15 protein-coding genes, 1 pseudogene and 1 riboswitch are annotated in these 18324 nt (G+C 33.4%); of the genes and pseudogenes, 10 read left to right on the top strand and 6 right to left on the bottom strand.

Translation table 11 applies throughout. From position 1 onward, the window contains the following. Window positions 1-28: 28 nt before the first annotated feature. The 3 genes from ACXAHM_RS15940 to ACXAHM_RS15930 all read right to left on the bottom strand — a co-directional run bounded on the left by ACXAHM_RS15940 (window position 29) and on the right by ACXAHM_RS15930 (window position 3075). The gene (locus ACXAHM_RS15940) at window positions 29-1078 is read right to left on the bottom strand and encodes a T9SS type A sorting domain-containing protein (protein ID WP_474961628.1); all 1050 of its coding nucleotides are present in this window, start codon (window positions 1076-1078) and stop codon (window positions 29-31) included. A gap of 390 nt (window positions 1079-1468) precedes the next feature. Next, window positions 1469-1909: a hypothetical protein gene (locus ACXAHM_RS15935; RefSeq protein WP_474961623.1), complete on the bottom strand. Its 441-nt coding sequence runs from the start codon at window positions 1907-1909 to the stop codon at window positions 1469-1471. A gap of 131 nt (window positions 1910-2040) precedes the next feature. Continuing rightward, entirely contained in the window at window positions 2041-3075 is a 1035-nt protein-coding gene (locus ACXAHM_RS15930) for a threonine aldolase family protein (RefSeq protein ID WP_474961619.1), read from the bottom strand. Between the two features lie 191 nt (window positions 3076-3266). Here ACXAHM_RS15930 and ACXAHM_RS15925 point away from each other — a divergent pair, with 191 nt between their 5' ends. Next, window positions 3267-3824: an NADPH-dependent FMN reductase gene (locus ACXAHM_RS15925; protein WP_474961615.1), complete on the top strand. Its 558-nt coding sequence runs from the start codon at window positions 3267-3269 to the stop codon at window positions 3822-3824. 45 nt (window positions 3825-3869) lie between these two features. Here the strand turns inward: ACXAHM_RS15925 and ACXAHM_RS15920 are convergent, their stop codons facing one another. Next, window positions 3870-7019 carry a PAS domain S-box protein gene (locus ACXAHM_RS15920; protein WP_474961611.1) on the bottom strand — a complete coding sequence of 1050 codons (3150 nt, stop codon included), beginning with the start codon at window positions 7017-7019 and terminating at the stop codon, window positions 3870-3872. A 177-nt stretch (window positions 7020-7196) separates the two neighbouring features. Between ACXAHM_RS15920 and ACXAHM_RS15915 the strand changes: the two genes are divergently transcribed. Both ACXAHM_RS15915 and ACXAHM_RS15910 read left to right on the top strand, forming a co-directional pair. Beyond that, window positions 7197-9002 (top strand): SLC13 family permease, encoded by a 1806-nt coding sequence (locus ACXAHM_RS15915; protein ID WP_474961608.1) that lies wholly within the window; start codon window positions 7197-7199, stop codon window positions 9000-9002. Between the two features lie 7 nt (window positions 9003-9009). Then, window positions 9010-9780: pseudogene (locus tag ACXAHM_RS15910) on the top strand (sulfite exporter TauE/SafE family protein). Here the strand turns inward: ACXAHM_RS15910 and ACXAHM_RS15905 are convergent. Both ACXAHM_RS15905 and ACXAHM_RS15900 read right to left on the bottom strand, forming a co-directional pair. Beyond that, window positions 9777-11054, bottom strand: a complete 1278-nt coding sequence (locus ACXAHM_RS15905) for an anthranilate synthase component I family protein (protein WP_474961604.1) — start codon at window positions 11052-11054, stop codon at window positions 9777-9779. The pseudogene ACXAHM_RS15910 and the gene ACXAHM_RS15905 overlap by 4 nt on opposite strands. 99 nt (window positions 11055-11153) lie before the next feature. Next, entirely contained in the window at window positions 11154-11768 is a 615-nt protein-coding gene (locus ACXAHM_RS15900; protein WP_474961599.1) for a MiaE family protein, read from the bottom strand. A gap of 129 nt (window positions 11769-11897) precedes the next feature. Next, window positions 11898-11992, top strand: a riboswitch (TPP riboswitch). Between the two features lie 78 nt (window positions 11993-12070). Between ACXAHM_RS15900 and thiS the strand changes: the two genes are divergently transcribed. The 7 genes from thiS (at window position 12071) to thiH (ending at window position 18324) form a co-directional block, all read left to right on the top strand. Next, the gene (gene thiS / locus ACXAHM_RS15895) at window positions 12071-12277 is read left to right on the top strand and encodes a sulfur carrier protein ThiS (RefSeq protein ID WP_474961597.1); all 207 of its coding nucleotides are present in this window, start codon (window positions 12071-12073) and stop codon (window positions 12275-12277) included. A 116-nt stretch (window positions 12278-12393) separates the two neighbouring features. Continuing rightward, on the top strand, window positions 12394-14238 hold the full coding sequence (gene thiC / locus ACXAHM_RS15890) for a phosphomethylpyrimidine synthase ThiC (RefSeq protein WP_474961593.1): 1845 nt from the start codon (window positions 12394-12396) through the stop codon (window positions 14236-14238). A 90-nt stretch (window positions 14239-14328) separates the two neighbouring features. Continuing rightward, a complete protein-coding gene (locus tag ACXAHM_RS15885) occupies window positions 14329-14949 on the top strand; it encodes a thiamine phosphate synthase (protein ID WP_474961590.1) in 621 nt (206 codons plus the stop codon). After that, window positions 14922-15686 carry a hydroxymethylpyrimidine/phosphomethylpyrimidine kinase gene (locus ACXAHM_RS15880; protein WP_474961587.1) on the top strand — a complete coding sequence of 255 codons (765 nt, stop codon included), beginning with the start codon at window positions 14922-14924 and terminating at the stop codon, window positions 15684-15686. Before ACXAHM_RS15885 ends, ACXAHM_RS15880 begins: the two co-directional genes overlap by 28 nt. Then, entirely contained in the window at window positions 15683-16321 is a 639-nt protein-coding gene (locus ACXAHM_RS15875; protein WP_474961585.1) for a thiamine phosphate synthase, read from the top strand. The genes ACXAHM_RS15880 and ACXAHM_RS15875 overlap by 4 nt, the downstream gene beginning before the upstream one ends. Window positions 16322-16347: 26 nt before the next feature. Beyond that, entirely contained in the window at window positions 16348-17121 is a 774-nt protein-coding gene (locus ACXAHM_RS15870; protein WP_474961583.1) for a thiazole synthase, read from the top strand. Between the two features lie 93 nt (window positions 17122-17214). Next, a complete protein-coding gene (gene thiH / locus ACXAHM_RS15865; RefSeq protein ID WP_474961581.1) occupies window positions 17215-18324 on the top strand; it encodes a 2-iminoacetate synthase ThiH in 1110 nt (369 codons plus the stop codon).

Genomic DNA, 18324 nt, shown 5'->3' with positions numbered 1-18324 from the left:
CATGAGCTTTTTTAAAGAAAGAAGTCAATTATCTAACTAGTAATTTTTCTTTCGTAATTTCATTCCCAGAATTGAAAACAATATAGTACATCCCTTTTTGTAAATTTTGAGTAAAATCCATCATTTTTAGTAATGTACCCGATTCTATATTTTTAATATTTTTATTTACTACTGTATATCCTTGATTATTGTACACAGTAATTTTTAAATCTGATCCTAATGTTAATCCTGACATTCCAATTTGAATAGACTCTCCATTTGAAATATTATTGGGCATTACAACTGCATTTAAAGGAAGCTTCCCTTCACCAAAATTCACTTGAATTGGTCCAAAAACTTCACTTGCTCCATCAAAATCAACTTGAAATAATCTATAATAAGCTACTGTAGCAGGGCTTTCATCCTCAAACTCATATGATATTGCTGTTTGTGAATTTCCATTTGCTTGAACAATACCTAACGTCTCCCAGTTTTTCCTATCCGATGAACGTTGAACATCAAAATGAGATGCATTTAATTCTGTAGCTGTTTCCCATTCTAAGTTTACACTAGTAGAAGTAGTTGTTGCTTGAAAAAATGTAAGTTCGACTGGTAATTCCCCTGTGAAACCTCCATCAGCAGCAGGATCTCTTCCAAAAGCATCATTTGCCCAGCCACTTTCCAAATAAGAAGTATTTATATTACCAGAACCAGAAATATTGAAAGTAGCTCCTCCATTATCAACTCCAAAAGCACTTCCTGATACAATTATACCTCCATCAACATTTAAAGTACCATTAACTAACAAAGTAACATTATACTCTATTAGTAAATTTCCTGTTATTGTTAATGTAGAACCTACTGGAACTGTAAAAGTTAAATCATCACCAAACCCATTTACTGACCCAAAAGTAAAATTGTCAACAGTTAAGGTAATATCGCTATTGTTTACTATTCCAAAATCTACTCTTTCTGTGAAATCAGCATATGAGCATGACTCATTCCAAGTAGTTCCAGTTGGTTGAGTCAAACAAAGTTGAGCCATAACTGAAATTGGAATTAAAAATAATATAATAATAGTACAGTATAATTTTTTCATAACACATTAAGCTTTTAACTAAACATCAGCTAACATTAAAACTGACATATAGTTAGATTTCAAAAAATAAGATTTAGATAACATTTGAAGAAGAACCTCATTGAGCGAAAAATTTTGAGAGGTTTTTCTATAAATAAGTAATAATTAAATGTAGTAGATTTTAAGTACGATTTTTTTGAACAAAATATCATACCAATTAGTTCATTCTTATTAGACTTTTATAATTTCTTCTTTAATTTATTACGGGTTAATTTATTTTAAGATCAGATTATTATAAAAAAATCTTAATTAAGGATAGCATTTTCTTTATTAAGTTACATTTACACATATACAAAAAAACTCTAGAAGTAATTCCTAGAGTTAAAAAAATTTTATACAATTATAAAAGTTTTATGAATTATATGGTCTTGTAACCATTACTGTGTATCGCATTACTAAATAGGATATTAAAACACCTGAACCAAAAGCTTCCATGCATAAACCTATGAATAACGTTCCTCTTGTGATGTATGCTCCCGTTAAAGCCTCTTGTTGTAAATAAGCAAGAAATTCAGGTTCTATAAATGTGAGATAAATCATCATAAATAGAGCAAAAGGAATTGCACTTAGCAAAGAAATTTTCATACCATCCAGAAAACCTGTTACATATCCGAATTTAGATGGATCTTCTTTTTGTATTTCTTTAAGTGCATACAAAAGTCCTGATGCATGAATGATAAAATTCAATGCTCTTAGTTCAATTACATGATAAAGGTTGAAGGCTTTCATCGTTAGAAACAACAATAAGTAACCAAAAAACATTAGGAAGGAATATTTTGCGATGATTTTCATGAGAATAAATAGTTAGGTTTTTGAAGTGTACAGATAATAAACTATTCTCAGAAAAAATTGTTTTAAAAAAAGGTTATTAGTCCATTGAATATCAATAACTAATAACCTTTAATCCTTTATAAATAATATGCTTAAACAGATAAAGAAGTAAGTTCTTCTAATTTTTCAATAAAAGCATTGATTTCTTCTTCAGCTGTATCAAAAGAACACATTAAACGTACTTCATGTGTTTGTTCATTCCAAACATAAAATGGAGATTGCTCTTGTAAAGCAGGAATTATTTCTTTGGGTAAGATAGCGAATACACCATTGGCTTCCACTCTTTGAGTAATTTGGACTCCATCTACTTTTGATAAGCCTTCCTCCAGTCTTTTAGCCATGTTGTTAGCATGCAATGCATTTGTTTTCCATAAGTCAGAACCAAACAACGCTTCAAACTGAGCACTAATAAAGCGCATTTTTGAAAGTAATTGCATACCTTGTTTTCTGACATATTTATAATCTTTTGAAATACTTGTATTCAAGAAGATGACTGCCTCACCAAACATTAATCCATTTTTTGTACCTCCAAATGACACAAAGTCGACACCTGTATCCACTAACATTTCTTTAAAAGATACGCCAAGTGACACAGCTGCATTACTGATTCTTGCACCATCTACGTGTAATAATAGACCGTTCTCATGAGCATAATCAGCAATGGCTTTCATCTCTTCACAAGTATATACTGTTCCATACTCTGTAGCTTGAGTAATTGATACGACTTTTGGTTGAGACCAATGTTGTTCGCCTAAATTGACCATAAATGGAGCAATATCTTCTGGAGTTATTTTACCATCTTCTTTTTCGATCGTTAAAAGTTTAAAACCACCGAATTTTTCAGGTGCTCCACATTCATCAACATTAATGTGTGCTACTGAAGAACAGATGACAGCTCCATACGAGGGGCAAACAGATGACAATGCAGTCACATTTGCTCCTGTTCCATTCATTGTGAAATAAACATCAATATCTTCTTTTAATAATTTTTTAAAAACATTGGTTGCAGCAGTTGTCGCGTCATCTGCTCCATAAGAACCTTGATGTGCACTATTTACTTTTGCTAAAGCTTCTAAAATTTCAGGGTTTGTTCCTGAGTAATTATCACTTGCTAATGTCTTTTTCATTGATGTATGGTTTGATGGAAGTCTTTTAAATTGTTTCTAAAGTAATTAACATAGAAAATCACAAATTTAGATAAACGGTTATAATATATTGACATCTTTAAATAATTAGATGAAAAAATAGAGCTGTTTTTAATGTGTTTTGTTTTACTTTTTTCTAATTTCAAACTACCTGAACATAAAACACATTAAAAATGAAATTTGTAATCCTTTCCGGTAGTGTTAGAGATGATAGACAAACACATGGAGCTGTTCTTTTTATTGCCAAAAGAATGAAAGAGCAGTTTTCTTTAGATGTAGAAGTCATCGATTTAAAAGAGTATGCACTTACTCCTCTACATCAAACATTACATGAAAACTCTGATGAGAATGTAAAAAAACTTGGTCAAATATTAGATAAAGCAGATGGATTACTATTTGCATCACCTGAATATAATGGTAGTTTTTCATCCGCATTAAAAAATGCAATTGATTTCTATCCTAAAAGTACTTATCAAAGGAAGCCAATTGGAGTCATTAGTGTTTCAGCTGGCGCACTAGGAGGAATTAGAGCTGCTCAAGCATTACAACTACAAGTTTTAGCGTTAATGGCTTATCCTATTTATAGAATGATGACTGTAGCCAATGTACAAGATCATGTAGACCATGAAGGTGTATTATTAGATCCTAGTTTTGAAAAAAATGTAGATATTTTTATCGAAGAATATAAATGGTTTGCCGAGGCTATCATAGAGAAAAAAAATATTAATTAAAGACAAAATCAATAAAAAAGGCTTCCAAAATTGGAAGCCTTTCCTTTAAGCAAACATTGCTAACATTCTATAAGAATCATCCTGGAATAAAGGGACTATAAGAAGTACTTTATCTTTTGTTTTGAGTTTAACTGCCTCTTCTAACAAGGATGCATTCGTAATCGAATTATTGATTTTTTCTTTTTGAGATTCAGAAAGGAAATCTGGAATATGAATCATCTTAGTCGCTGTGATCCCTAATTTTTTATATTCATTATTCTCACTTTCTATATCTCCATTATTATCGATCAAAATAGAAGGAAGAGATAACTGATTAATCCATTCATTTGATGATAAGTCAACCTTTTTATCTTGGAAAATTTCTTCTAATACAGCAAATCCACTTTCTTTGTTTTGTTCTTTTTGCTGCATTCTGAACAAAGTATTTTTTGTTTTCTGACGTTCTATTTTTCTTGTTAAGCCTTGTTCTCTTTCGACCCTATCTGTTACATCAAAAATGATAAAGGTAAACTTGATAGGTACATCTCCATTCAAAACAGCTCTTACACTTGTTTCTCCCCAGAAACCATTCTTTCTTGTTGTCAAGAATTCTAATGTTCTTGTTTTAACTGCTTTTTCTTCAGCATCAGAAAGTAAGTTGGATACAGCAGATTGATAAGATGTAGCAACCATATCTGTCACTGGTCGACCGATAAAACTTTCCATCACTTTCCCTGTCCATTCTTCTACCTTCTTGTTACCACTTAAAATTCTACCTTCCAGATCTACTTCAAGAATCATTGACATCCCTTCTAATATCGCAGATCTAGAATTTACTTCATTTTGCAGAAGGATTAGTGATTCTGATTCAGTTGCTAATTCTTTTCTGATATATGTTTCATCCGTTTTATCCACCATAAATAAAGTGAACTTTTGAACATCACCAGAAAGACTTTTGAGAGGGAAAATATTTAATTCTATTGTTTTAACATGTCCTTCTCTTGTTACGAAATTGAAAGTTTCAATGGCATTGGTCCCTGCTTTAATATCTCGTAGAATTCTTTTAAAGGTTCTTATTTCCTTCGCATTTTCAAACAATTCTACTAAAGCAATATTTCTATATTCTTTTCTTGCATAACCTAATACATCAGTAAATGAAGCATTAGCTGCTTTAATTTTCCCTTCTAGATCGAGGTCTAAAACAGGGAATTTGATTCCAAAAGATTGTAGTCTTTCATTATTGGTTTGATCTTTTGCTTTTTGCTCAGTTGTAAATTCTGCAAATTGAATAATCTTGTAAGGCTTACCATCTAAACCAAAAATTGGATTATAAGTACCATTTAACCAGATTTCTTGCCCTTTTTTATTTATTCTACAGTATTCACCAGAAATATAAGATCCATTATTTAAGCTATCCCAAAGTAATTTATAACGCATTGAGTTTACTTCTTCAGCAGGAACAAGTACACGTTCATGTTTCCCTTGAAGGTTTTCAATTTTGTATCCCATTACAGAGAGATACATGTTATTAGCTTCGAGAATTCTTCCTTCTAAATCAAATTCTATAATTGCCATTGTTTTACCAATTGCATCTAAGATATTTTTATTAAGGTTCGATTCTGTAGATAATTCCTTTAGTTTGACATTAAGCTCATCCTGGAATCCTTGCATTTCTTTTGTTTTTTCTAGCAATGATTCCTCTTTATGCTTTAGGTTTTCGTTTACTTCCATCGATTCTTTTAATAATCGACGTGTATTTTCATTCATCATGTAAACAGCAATTGCAGAAGCAAAACGTTCACATGCTGCTTTTGCATATTCTATTTCATGAGCTGAAAGTTTTTTATAAGATGCAATCTCAACTGCTCCGTACACTTCTTCAGCTCCATGAACTACTGGAATAATAATAATACTTGTAGGCGCCGCTTCTCCTAAACCTGAAGAAATAGCTGTATAATGTTCTGGAAGATCTTCCACATAAATCAATTCCTTTTCTAACATTACCTGTCCTACTAAGCCTTCATCTGAGGATATTTTCTTTTGAGGGAATCTTTTCTTTCCATAGGCATAACTTGCCACCTGATTCACTACCTTTTCTGATTTTTCATCTAAACGTAAGAAAACACCACCTTGAAGAGCACCTAAGTGTCGAGTGACAAACCTGACAAAGGAATAACTCATATCATTAATGGAATCAAAATGTTCACCATTTAATGTTTCAGTTGTTTTCGCTAAACCTTCTGTAATCCATTTTGAAACAAATTCTTCATTGGCTAAAAGGCGAAGTGTATTTCTTGCTTTATCATATGACTCTTCAAGTTTAGGATTTAGTCCTTCCGTATTTACTTCAAAATCTTTTTCTCCCAAATGCTCAATCATCATGGTGATTCTATTAAAATCATCCTCTAAGTGATTCACTTTTGTTTCAATGACTTCTACATCTGAAATACTTTCATCTCCTTTGTCAGAAGTAAAATATTCTAGATTTTTTCTCAATAGGTTCATTGGAACCAAAATTTTATTTCTAAAAAATGCTCCTTGAGAAATGAGTAACATCACTCCTAATACAACTAATAACCCATTAAATATTAAGTTTTTAGTCTTTGTCTTTTTAATATTTTCTTCTAGTTGAAATCTTGTTTCTCGATTATGAAGTAATAATGAAGAATTTCTTCTTTCTAAAAAATCTAACGCTTTTCCTACTACATCATTCCCTTCTCCCTCTTTGACAGTATTTGATGGGTTGTTCACTGAAGGGTCTAAACCTCTCCTTGTTAATTGAGTATTACTCACTGCTGTATTTGCTTTAATACTTGCATCCCACATCACATCTATTTGATTAGAATATTCTTCAAACCTTTTTCGATAGAGTTCTAGTGAATGAGAAAGATCGTTATCACCTAAAGTAGATAAAACAAGGAAAGTCTGTTTTTCAGTTGATAACTCTTTATTACCTTCTTCCATCGCTGTAAGTTGTGATAATATCTTATCAGCTTCTTGTTTTAGGCCCAATAGCGTCTTTCTATCTTCAGTTCTATAGTATTCTCTAGCATGAAAAGGGAAATTGGCAATCTTGTATTCTTGGTTTAAAAGAATTTCAGAAACCTCTCTTTTTTCAATTTGAGAAGACCTTAGAAATGAAACGAAACTCATCAGTAATAATAAACTTACGACGACAATAGTTGCTGTTCCTCTAAACTCTGGACTTACTTTCATATATTTATCTTCAAAATAGGATTATTCCCTATATGTTTTTAAAATTTCAAATCAAGTGGCTAGATTTATTCAAGAACTGAAAAAAAAATTCAATCTTTAGTAATAGTACATTGATAATCATCACTTTTTTCTAACCTTCAATCGTTTATATTGGTTATAATACTATAACCCAAAAATATGCCTAACTCTTATTTTCCCTTTCTATATATTGGTCATTACTTCCCTAAAGAAGTAGAAAAGTGGATTGTATTAGTCACGGTCATACTTGTAGTCGTAGGACTATTAAGAGAACGTGGTAAACCGTCTGTTATTTTCTTCATAGGGGTAGTAATTTTATTGATCTCGGGGATTATTACTTCACATGACATTTTAAGATCAATCAGTAACCCTTCAGTAGCGACTATCATTGTACTTGTAATTGTTACTACTCATCTATATCGCACCTTTAATTTACAAGAGTCTTTGGATAAAATGATTGGTCAATCCAAGAATCCTAAATTATTTTTATTGAAGGTTACATCATTTGCTGCATTTTTATCTTCCTTTACTAATAATACACCTGTAGTAGCAGGATTAACGCCTTATGTCTATAATTGGTGTAAAAGAATGGGTGCTCATCCTTCTAAATTACTCATTCCATTATCATTCAGTACTATTTTAGGGGGTATGATTACGATTATCGGTACATCAACAAACTTAGTTTTAAATGGTTTTATCGAAGCGAATAACCTACCTATTTTAGAGTACTCTGACTTCCTTTACTTAGGCGTAATAGTAACTATTCTAGGTATTATATATTTAGTAACAATCGGTTATAATATTTTACCAGAAAACAAAGAAGTTTTTGATGATGCTAAAGCAATTGCTCCAGAGTATTTAATGGCATTAGAAGTCCATCGATCTTCAAAAATAATTGGTAAAACGGTTGATAAGTCAACTATCAAGAATTTCGAAGGAGCCTACTTGATAGAAGTACATAGAGGAAATGAAGTTTTTACACCTGTTCCAGATGATTTCAAGTTTAAGGCGAAAGATCAATTGATGTTTATGGGACAAACTGACAATATTATGGTCATTGTCAATTCAGGTTTGGGATTAGATGTGCCAAATCATGAAGATGATGCCGAAATTGTGGAAGCTGTGATCCCTGCCAATTCCTTCTTGGATGGAAAAAATTTGAGTAAAATAAATTTTAGTGAAGAATATGATGTCGAACTTGTAGCGATACATCGTAATGGTCAAAAAGTAACAGGAGAAAAAGATAAAATTAATCTTCAAGCAGGTGATATGCTTTTACTTTCAGCAGGTGATACTTTCTTCTCAAATATGAAATCTTATAAAGAATTTTATGTTTTGTCTACTATTGAAAGTAATCTTCCTGTTGTAAAACAAGAACATAAAGTTCTCTATTTAATTGCCTTAGCGATTATAGTCTTTTTGATAGGTTCAGGAATGATCACTATTCTTACAGGTGCAATCGTATTATTTGCCGGGTTATTACTTATAAAGGCAACTACATTTAATGCCGTCAATAAAGAACTGGATATTGATCTCATTATACTTTTGATGTCTGCACTAACCTTAGGTGATGCATTTATTGATTCGGGTGCCTCTGAGATTGTCAGTCAGGTATTTATCACTATTTTCTTACCTTTTGGGGTCATAGGTGTATTAATTGGTTTATTCTTGATAACAGTACTTCTTACCTCTTTTGTTACAAATGTTGCCGCAATATCCATTGTCTTTCCGATCGCTTATTCTGTAAGTCAGATGTTAGAATTACCAAGTACACCGTTTTTTGTTGCCATCGCTTTTGCTGCATCAGCTGCATTTTTGACCCCCGTTAGTTACCAAACCAATTGGATTGTTTATGGTCCTGGTGGATATAAAACAAAAGATTTCATGAGAGTTGGTTTACCACTTATGGGAATATATTGTACCATTTGTATCATATTTATTATCCTATACTATCACTTATATTAACTAAACAATGTTAGAGGATCCTATCGTAAAACATATTTTATGGTTTATCATTTGTACTTTCTCCTCTGTCATCACAGCAATTTCAGGTGGAGGTGGAATGCTTTCTCTACCTGCACTAATTTATTTGGGCATACCTGATGCATTTATTCTAGGTACTAATAAAGTAATACTTACGACTGCAGCTGTTACAGCTACAACAAGGTATTATAAACGAGGGTTATTGAAAATTAATAAACAACTTATTATAGCCTGCTCTATTTCATTAGTAATGGCAATTTTTGGTGCAGAACTGAGTAAATTACTGAATGCAAAGTATATGTTATATATGCTATTTTTGATAATCTGCTCTCTTTTTGGATTAGAGTGGTATAGTAAAAAACACCCTTGAGATGACACAAAAGATATTCCTACTTTTTCTTCGAAAGTAATTTATCCAACAGCATTCTTTATTGGTTTATATGGTGTTTTTTTTGGTCCGGGTACTAGTGTAATCTGTTTTTTCCTACTTTCTTTTTTTGGAAAAATGTCTGTAATGCAAAGTGTAGCTTTTTCTAAAAGTCTAGCAATGATTTCTTCTACATCTGCCCTTTCCTATTTTATATTCGAAGGACTAGTCAATTGGCATTACGGATTAGTAGGTGTTTTTGGTGCTTTTTTAGGAAGTTGGATTGGAGCAGGTTTAGCAATGAAAGTAGATGCAAAAAAAGTAAAAGCATTTTTTAATGTCGTATTGATCACCTTTCTTATTAAAACACTATACGATTTATATCAATATTAGAATTTCATCTTAGCATCGAGTGCATCTAACATTCCTTTTGCTTTCAATAAACACTCTTCGTATTCTTTTTCAGCTTTTGAATCAATCGTAATCGCACTTCCTATTTGGAAAGAAAGATACTTTTCTGCTGCATTATAAAATGCACTTCTAATTACTACATTAAAATCAAAATCTCCATTGGGTGTGAAATACCCTATTGATCCAGAATAAAGTCCTCTTTTTGTTCTTTCGTAAGTTTCAATCAAAGCCATTGCCATAACTTTTGGAGCACCAGTCATACTTCCCATAGGAAATGCTTTTTTCAAAACTTCTGTCATAGAGATACCTTGTTTGATTTCGCCTTCAATGGTAGAAATCATCTGAAAAACAGATTTAAAACCATATATTCCAAAGATTTCAGGTACTTTGATTGTTCCAGCTTTACAAGTTCTTGCCAAGTCATTTCTCACTAAGTCAACAATCATCATATTTTCTGCAACTTCTTTTTCATCATTACGAAGTTGCTCTTTTAGTTGCTGATCTTCCTCAGATGTATTTCCTCTACGGATTGTACCTTTGATAGGTTGAGAAGTTACTTTATCACCTGTTTTTCTCATGAACCTTTCTGGAGAAGCACAAGCAACAAATTTATCTTTTACTTTATGAAAAGCTGAAAATGGAGCTGGACTTACTTCAGATATTCTTTGATACAAATCAAAAGGATCAACATCAGCTTCTTTCGCTAAGAATTCCATACAGATATTTACTTCATAAACATCTCCTTCTAAGATATGATTTTGAATCTTCTTAACTGTTTCTAGATAAATGTCTTGTGATATTTTTGGAGAAACTTGACCTCCCCATCCTTTTGAAATAGAAGGAACTTCAATTTTAGAAACTTGATAAAAAATAGCCTCGGCATCTCCTTCAGAGATTATCTCAACTCTATCATCTTCAAAGATGAATAAAGTTTTAGGGATGTAGAAAAATGTCTGAGGCATATCTATCCCATCTTGATGATCTGAACAAAGTAATTCGACCTCATTTTTTAGGTCATAACTCCAATGCCCGAACATCCAATTTTGATGCGTTTTATGAAATTTCTCAACAGTCTCAAAAGAATTTCCTTCTTCAGGTTGACAAACTTTTTTCGCTCCAACAGCTAAAAGGTGCTTAAATCCTCCATTAGGGTATTCGATACCATGATCATACAGATATGTACAATAAGTTTCATCCTTTCCCCAATACCAAGCTTTTAAACGAAAAGAGGCTATATCATCAACCTTGAAAATCATTCTTTTTTCTATTTCTTCTAAAAATATCACGGTGCAAAACTAATCAATTAATATTGATCTATTGACTAGTTTAATTAAATAATGCAGTAAATATATTTTCTAGTGCATACGATCTCCTCTCACATCCATATTCTTAAGAAGATCAGCCTCAAATTTCAAGAACTCTTGCCAACGTGCATCCACTTCTTCTTTTGCTTTATACTTTCTTGCCAATTCAATGAAAGTAACATAATGCCCTGCCTCAGAAATCATTAATTCATAATAAAATTCCTTAAGATCTTCATCATCTAGACCTTTCCAAAGCAGTTTAAAACGTTCACAAGAACGAGCTTCAATCAATGCACTCACTAAAAGTTTATCCACCAACTGATCCATTCTTGAACCGCCTTTTCTAGCAAATTTTACAATAGCATTGACATATTCGTCTTTACGCATTCTTCCTAATGAAAGTCCTCTTTTACGAAGTTGCTTCACCACTCTTTCAAAATGCTCCCATTCTTCTGCAACAATTGGCATTAACGTGTCTACCAATTCATCCAATTCAGGATAATTTACAATAATAGACATACTCGCTGTTGCTGCCTTTTGTTCACAGTAGGCATGATCAACTAAAATTTCCTCAATATTGTTTTTCTCCACCATGCTTACCCATTTTGGATCTGTTGGTAATTTTAAATGAAGCATGTGACCTTGACCTTTGTATTCTTCTGACATGATTAATAAGGGATATCAATTAGATCTAATTATTTTAAAGAGTGCAAAATTAGATATATTCCATCAAAATATAAATTGAAAAGAGAAAGTTGTATAATCATTATTTTTTTTCTTAATTTTGCCACATCTAAATTACTTTAGGGGTGATCGTTTATTCGATCTGAGAAATACCCTCTGAACCTGATGCGGTTAGTACCGACGAAGGGAAAAGTCCATTTCTATCTACTTGTAGTCTTCTCTACAGGTTCCCTCCTAAGGTTTATTGATTGTATTGATTTTAACATTTCTAGATTGATTTTGAAATGAACGTCACTGTAAACAATAAGTCTATCAAACTTCCAAGTGCATTCTCTGTTGCACAAGTTCTTGAACACATGAATATTTCTGTGAGTCGCGGCACTGTTGCTGTTGCGATCAATGATGAAATTGTCCCTCAAAATAGTTGGACTTCTCATGCTGTTTCAGAAAATGATCATATCACGATAGTCGCTCCTGCACAAGGCGGGTAATTTTTAATTGTTGAAGGGTAATCTACTTTTTAATTGATTCACCCTACATGACATTTTTTCAAAGTTGAGCTAAAAAACCGGCTAAGTAATCAAGTATAGCCTAAACTTCTTATATCATGAGAAAAAAAGACAAAATCCCAAGTCAGGAGGTCATCTCACGTGAACCTTTTACTGGATCTAAAAAGATTTATGTTGATGGTGAAATTCACAATATCAAAGTAGCCATGCGTGAAATAGAGCAAGCGGATACGAATCATAAATTCTTAAACAAAGTAGAAAAGAACCCACCTATTACAGTTTATGATACAAGTGGTCCTTATACTGACCCTTCTATTGAAATTGATGTAAGAAAAGGTTTAGATAAACTTCGTAAGGATTGGATTTTAGACCGTGGAGATGTGGAAGAACTTCCAAAACTTTCTTCTGATTACGGTACTGAACGTTTAGAAAATTCTGAACTAGATTACTTGCGTTTTGAGCATATTAAAAAGCCATTAAAAGCGAAAAAAGGACAAAATGTTTCTCAAATGCACTATGCACGAAAGGGAATCATTACTCCTGAAATGGAATATATTGCGATTCGTGAAAACCAAAGAATCGAAGAACAAGAAGGTAAATTTGGAACGCAACACCCTGGTCACAGCTTTGGAGCCAATACTCCTGTTGGCAAAATTACTCCTGAATTCGTTCGTGATGAAGTAGCTGCAGGTCGTGCTGTAATCCCTAACAATATTAACCACCCTGAATCTGAGCCAATGATTATTGGTCGTAACTTCTTGGTGAAAATCAATGCTAACATTGGTAACTCAGCGGTTACATCTTCTATTGAGGAAGAAGTAGAAAAAACTGTTTGGGCTTGTCGTTGGGGTGCTGATACAATCATGGATTTATCAACAGGTAAAAATATCCATGAAACACGTGAATGGGTTATCCGTAACTCTCCAGTACCAATCGGTACAGTGCCTATCTACCAAGCATTAGAAAAAGTAAACGGTAAAGCCGAAGACTTAACTTGGGAAATTTTCCGTGATACTTTAATTGAACAAGCTGAACAAGGTGTCGATTATTTCACTATTCACGCTGGTGTCTTATTACGTTACGTTCCAATGACAGCAAAACGTGTTACTGGTATCGTATCTCGTGGTGGTTCAATCATGGCGAAATGGTGTTTAGCACATCACAAAGAAAACTTCCTTTACACACACTTCGAAGAGATTTGTGAGATCATGAAAGCTTATGACGTAGCGTTCTCATTAGGTGATGGTCTTCGTCCTGGTTCAATTGCTGATGCAAACGATGAGCCTCAACTTTCAGAGTTAAGAACTTTAGGTGAGTTGACGAAAATTGCTTGGAAACATGACGTACAGACAATTATTGAAGGTCCTGGTCACGTTCCAATGCACATGATCAAAGAAAACATGGATGCTCAGTTACAAGATTGTTATGAAGCTCCATTCTATACATTAGGACCATTAACTACGGACATCGCTCCAGGTTATGACCATATTACTTCAGCAATTGGTGCTGCTCAAATTGGATGGTACGGTACTGCAATGCTTTGCTACGTAACTCCAAAAGAACACCTTGGTTTACCAAACAAAGCTGACGTAAAAGAAGGTGTAATTACTTATAAAATTGCAGCACACGCAGCTGACTTAGCAAAAGGTCACCCTGGTGCACAATATAGAGATAACGCAATGTCTAAAGCTCGTTTTGAATTCCGTTGGGAAGATCAATTCAACTTATCTTTAGACCCAGATACTGCTCGTGAATACCACGATGAAACACTTCCTGCTGAAGGTGCAAAAGTTGCTCACTTCTGCTCGATGTGTGGACCTAACTTCTGTTCGATGAAGATCACACAAGATGTTCGTGACTTCGCTGCAAAGCAAGAGCAAGAAAAAGGTATGGAAGAGAAATCTGCCGAATTTAAAGAATTAGGTAGCGAGCTTTACCACTAAAATTTAATGAAGAATTAAAAGTTAAGAATGAAGAACGTAACTAGTAACAAACTACGTTTTTCATTCTTAATTCTTCACTTTTAACTCAAGATGATAGTAGGAATTACAAAAGAGTTTTTCTTCTCTAACGAAGCGTCTCAAATTGAATTTTGGCTAAACAACGGTGTCGATATAATTCATATTAGAAAACCGAAAGCTTCATTAGAAGATATTAAAGAAGTACTTGATCACATTCCATCACACTATCATTCTAGGCTTACATTACATCAACATTTTAATCTAATTAATGATTATCAAGTTGGTGGAATTCATTTTAAAGAATCTTTAAGGCAAAATAGTCCGCTTAAAAGTATTGAAGTCTATAAAATTAAAGGATTAAGAATAAGTTCATCCGTACATCAAATGGATGAAATTGACCAAATTCCTTCTATATTTGATTACCTATTTTTAAGCCCTGTTTTCGATAGTCTTTCCAAAAAAGGTTATCACGCTAATGATGAGATTTTGACTAAAATGAAAATACAACGTTTTCCACATCATCAAATCATTGCATTAGGAGGTATTACTCCTAAAACTCTTTTGAAGTTAGAAAGGTCTTATTTTACAGGAGTAGCAATTTTGGGATATTTATGGGATGCTTCTTCTAAGGAAATTAAACAAAAAGCACACGAATTAAAATCGTCATGGAAAACACTAGACCTAATGCCTTAATACTTGCCGGATTTGATCCTTCAGCTGGAGCCGGAGTCTTATCAGATGTCAAAACTTTTGAAGCATTAGATGTTCATGGTTTTGGAGTTTGTACAGCATTGACCTATCAAACTGGCGAAGAGTTTATCGGTCTTAATTGGGTAAGTGCTGATGTAGTTACTGCGCAATTATTACCCATAATTGAAAGATATCCTATCCATGTATTAAAAATTGGTATAGTTGAAGATTTTAATTTGATGAAAAATTGGATTGATCTTATCAAAGGATTCTTTCCAATGTGTAAAGTAGTACTTGATCCTGTGTTGAGTGCTAGTGCAGGTTTTGATTTTCATGATAAAAACAACACTATACAATTACACAAAGTGTTACAAAAAGTGGATTTAATTACTCCAAACTGGATTGAAATGGGGAAATTAACAGAAAATGATCCACTGGAAGAAGCTAAAAAAATAAGTCATTTGACACACGTACTTTTGAAAGGTGGGCATCATCCAACTGAAAAAGGAAATGATTTATTGATCTATAAAGGAAATATCACAAAAATAGAAGGTAGAAAAATGGAAGTTTTTGAAAAGCATGGTTCAGGCTGTGTACTTTCATCTGCTATCAGTAGCTACCTTGCACATGGTAAATCCATGGAAGAAGCTTGTCGTTTAGGAAAAAAATATATTGAAGATTTTATGGCAAGTGATCCTGGTAAATTAGGGCAACATCACTTCATTACACCTCAGTTATGATAAACAAACTACACTATATTTCGACAGAGAAAAAAGATAAAAACCATCTTCAACATATTCAAGAAGCATGTGAAGCTGGCTGTCGTTGGATTCAATTAAGAGCTAAAAATATCAGCAGTGACGAGTACATTGTTTTAGCACGAAAAGCAAAAGTAATTACAGACCTTCATAATGCTGTTTTACTGATCAATGATAATCCTTATGTAGCCAAAGCAGTCAATGCAGATGGTGTTCATGTAGGAAAAGAAGATCTTCCTCCTAATGAAGTCAGAGCAATCATTGGTGAAGGTAAAATTATTGGAGGAACTGCAAATACTATTGATGATATACAACGTCTGTACGACTTTGGTGTAGATTACATTGGTCTTGGACCATTTCGTTTCACACAAACGAAAAAGAAATTAAGCCCTATTTTAGGTCTTGAAGGTTATCAGAACATTTTGGACGAATGTAAAAAAAGAGGCATTGATACTCCAATTGTTGCAATTGGTGGAATTGAGATCATGGATGTGGAAAGTATACTACAGACGGGAGTTCATGGTATAGCTGTTTCAGGAGTTATTGCAAATGCAGTTCATCCTGTAAATACTGTCACAGTGTTGACGGATCTCCTAAATAGAACTCCAGTTTTATAAACTTAATGTATTAAAAAGTTATCCTTATGGATCAATTAATTATAGCTGATAAAACATTCAACTCTCGCCTTTTCACAGGTACAGGAAAGTTTATGTCAAACGATCTTATGGAAGATGCTTTGGTTGCATCAGGCTCAGAATTAGTAACTGTCGCTCTTAAAAGAGTAGATGTGGATAATCCTGAGGACGATGTATTAAAGCATTTACAACATGACCAATTTAGTTTACTTCCAAATACTTCTGGTGCAAGAACTGCCAAAGAAGCCGTTTTTGCTGCTCAATTAGCAAGAGAAGCACTAGGAACTAATTGGGTGAAATTAGAGATCCATCCAGACCCAAAATATTTAATGCCTGACCCGATTGAAACACTTCAAGCGGCAGAGCAATTAAAAAAATTAGGTTTTGTGGTCTTACCCTACATTCATGCTGACCCAGTTTTATGTAAAAGATTGGAAGAAGTTGGATGTGATGCAGTAATGCCTTTAGGTGCTCCTATTGGAAGTAATAAAGGATTAAAAACCTTAGATTTCTTAGAAATCATCATCGAGCAAAGTAATGTACCTGTAGTAGTTGATGCCGGAATTGGTGCACCTTCTCATGCAGCACATGCGATGGAATTAGGTGCTGATGCCGTTTTAGTTAATACTGCTATTGCCGTTGCAGGTGATCCTGTAGCAATGGGAAGAGCTTTTGGACAAGCGGTTGAAGCTGGTAGAGCTGCACACTTAGCACAAGTTGCTCAACCAAGAGTAACTGCAGAGGCAAGTTCACCACTTACTGGATTTTTAAACCAACTTTAAAGAGTGAAGAGTTAAAAATTAAGAGTTAATAACGAATATACTTTTCTAATCACGTTCTTAACTCTTCACTCTTAATTCTTAACTCAATAAATCATGTATCAAGATTTATTTTATCAACATAATTGGGACGACGTTAAGGCGAGTATTTATGCTAAAACTGCTCATGATGTGGAGCGTGCTTTAGGAAAAGAAAAACGTAATCTTGAGGATTTTAAAGCCTTAATATCTCCTGCTGCAGCCCCATACTTAGAGCAAATGGCACAGTTAAGTCATCAATTGACTAAGAAGAGATTCGGAAATACGATTCAAATGTATACACCGATGTATCTTTCTAACGAATGCCAAAACATCTGTACTTATTGTGGTTTTTCTTTAGATAATAAAGTGAGAAGAAGAACACTTTCTGATGATGAAATCATTCGTGAAGCAGAAGCTATTCGTGCTATGGGTTTTGAACATATCCTATTAGTGACTGGTGAAGCGAATAGAACTGTTGGTGTTCAGTACATTAAAAATGCAATCAAATTAATGAAACCTTACTTTTCTCATATTTCTATGGAGGTACAACCCATGGATCAAGACGAGTATGAAGAATTAATTGAAGCAGGCTTAAATACTGTTCTTGTTTATCAAGAAACATATCACAAAGACGATTATAAAAAACATCATCCGAAAGGAAAAAAATCAAACTTTGATTATAGAGTAGATACACCTGACCGTCTAGGAAAAGCTGGAATTCACAAAATTGGCATTGGTGTATTGATCGGTTTAGAAGATTGGAGAACAGACTCTTTCTTTACTGCCTTACATTTAGATTACCTTGAGCGTACCTATTGGCAAACAAAATATTCTATTTCATTTCCTCGATTAAGACCTTTCTCGGGAGGTTTAGAACCTAAAGTAGAAATGAATGATAGAGAGTTAGTACAGTTAATTTGTGCTTACCGTCTTTTTGATGAAGAAGTAGAATTGTCTTTATCAACAAGAGAACATCCAATTTTCAGAGATAATATCATTAAATTGGGAATTACTTCAGCTTCCGCCGGTTCAAAAACAAATCCTGGTGGATACGTTGTAGAACCAGAATCATTGGAACAGTTTGAAATTTCTGATGAGAGATCAGTAGATGAATTTGCTGATATGGTGAAACGACAAGGTTATGAAGTGGTATGGAAAGATTGGGACTTAGCGTTACAGTCTTAA

The sequence above is a fragment of the Flammeovirga sp. AWQ4_249 genome, assembly GCF_056161045.1.
This window is presented reverse-complemented; position numbering and strand designations above follow the sequence as displayed.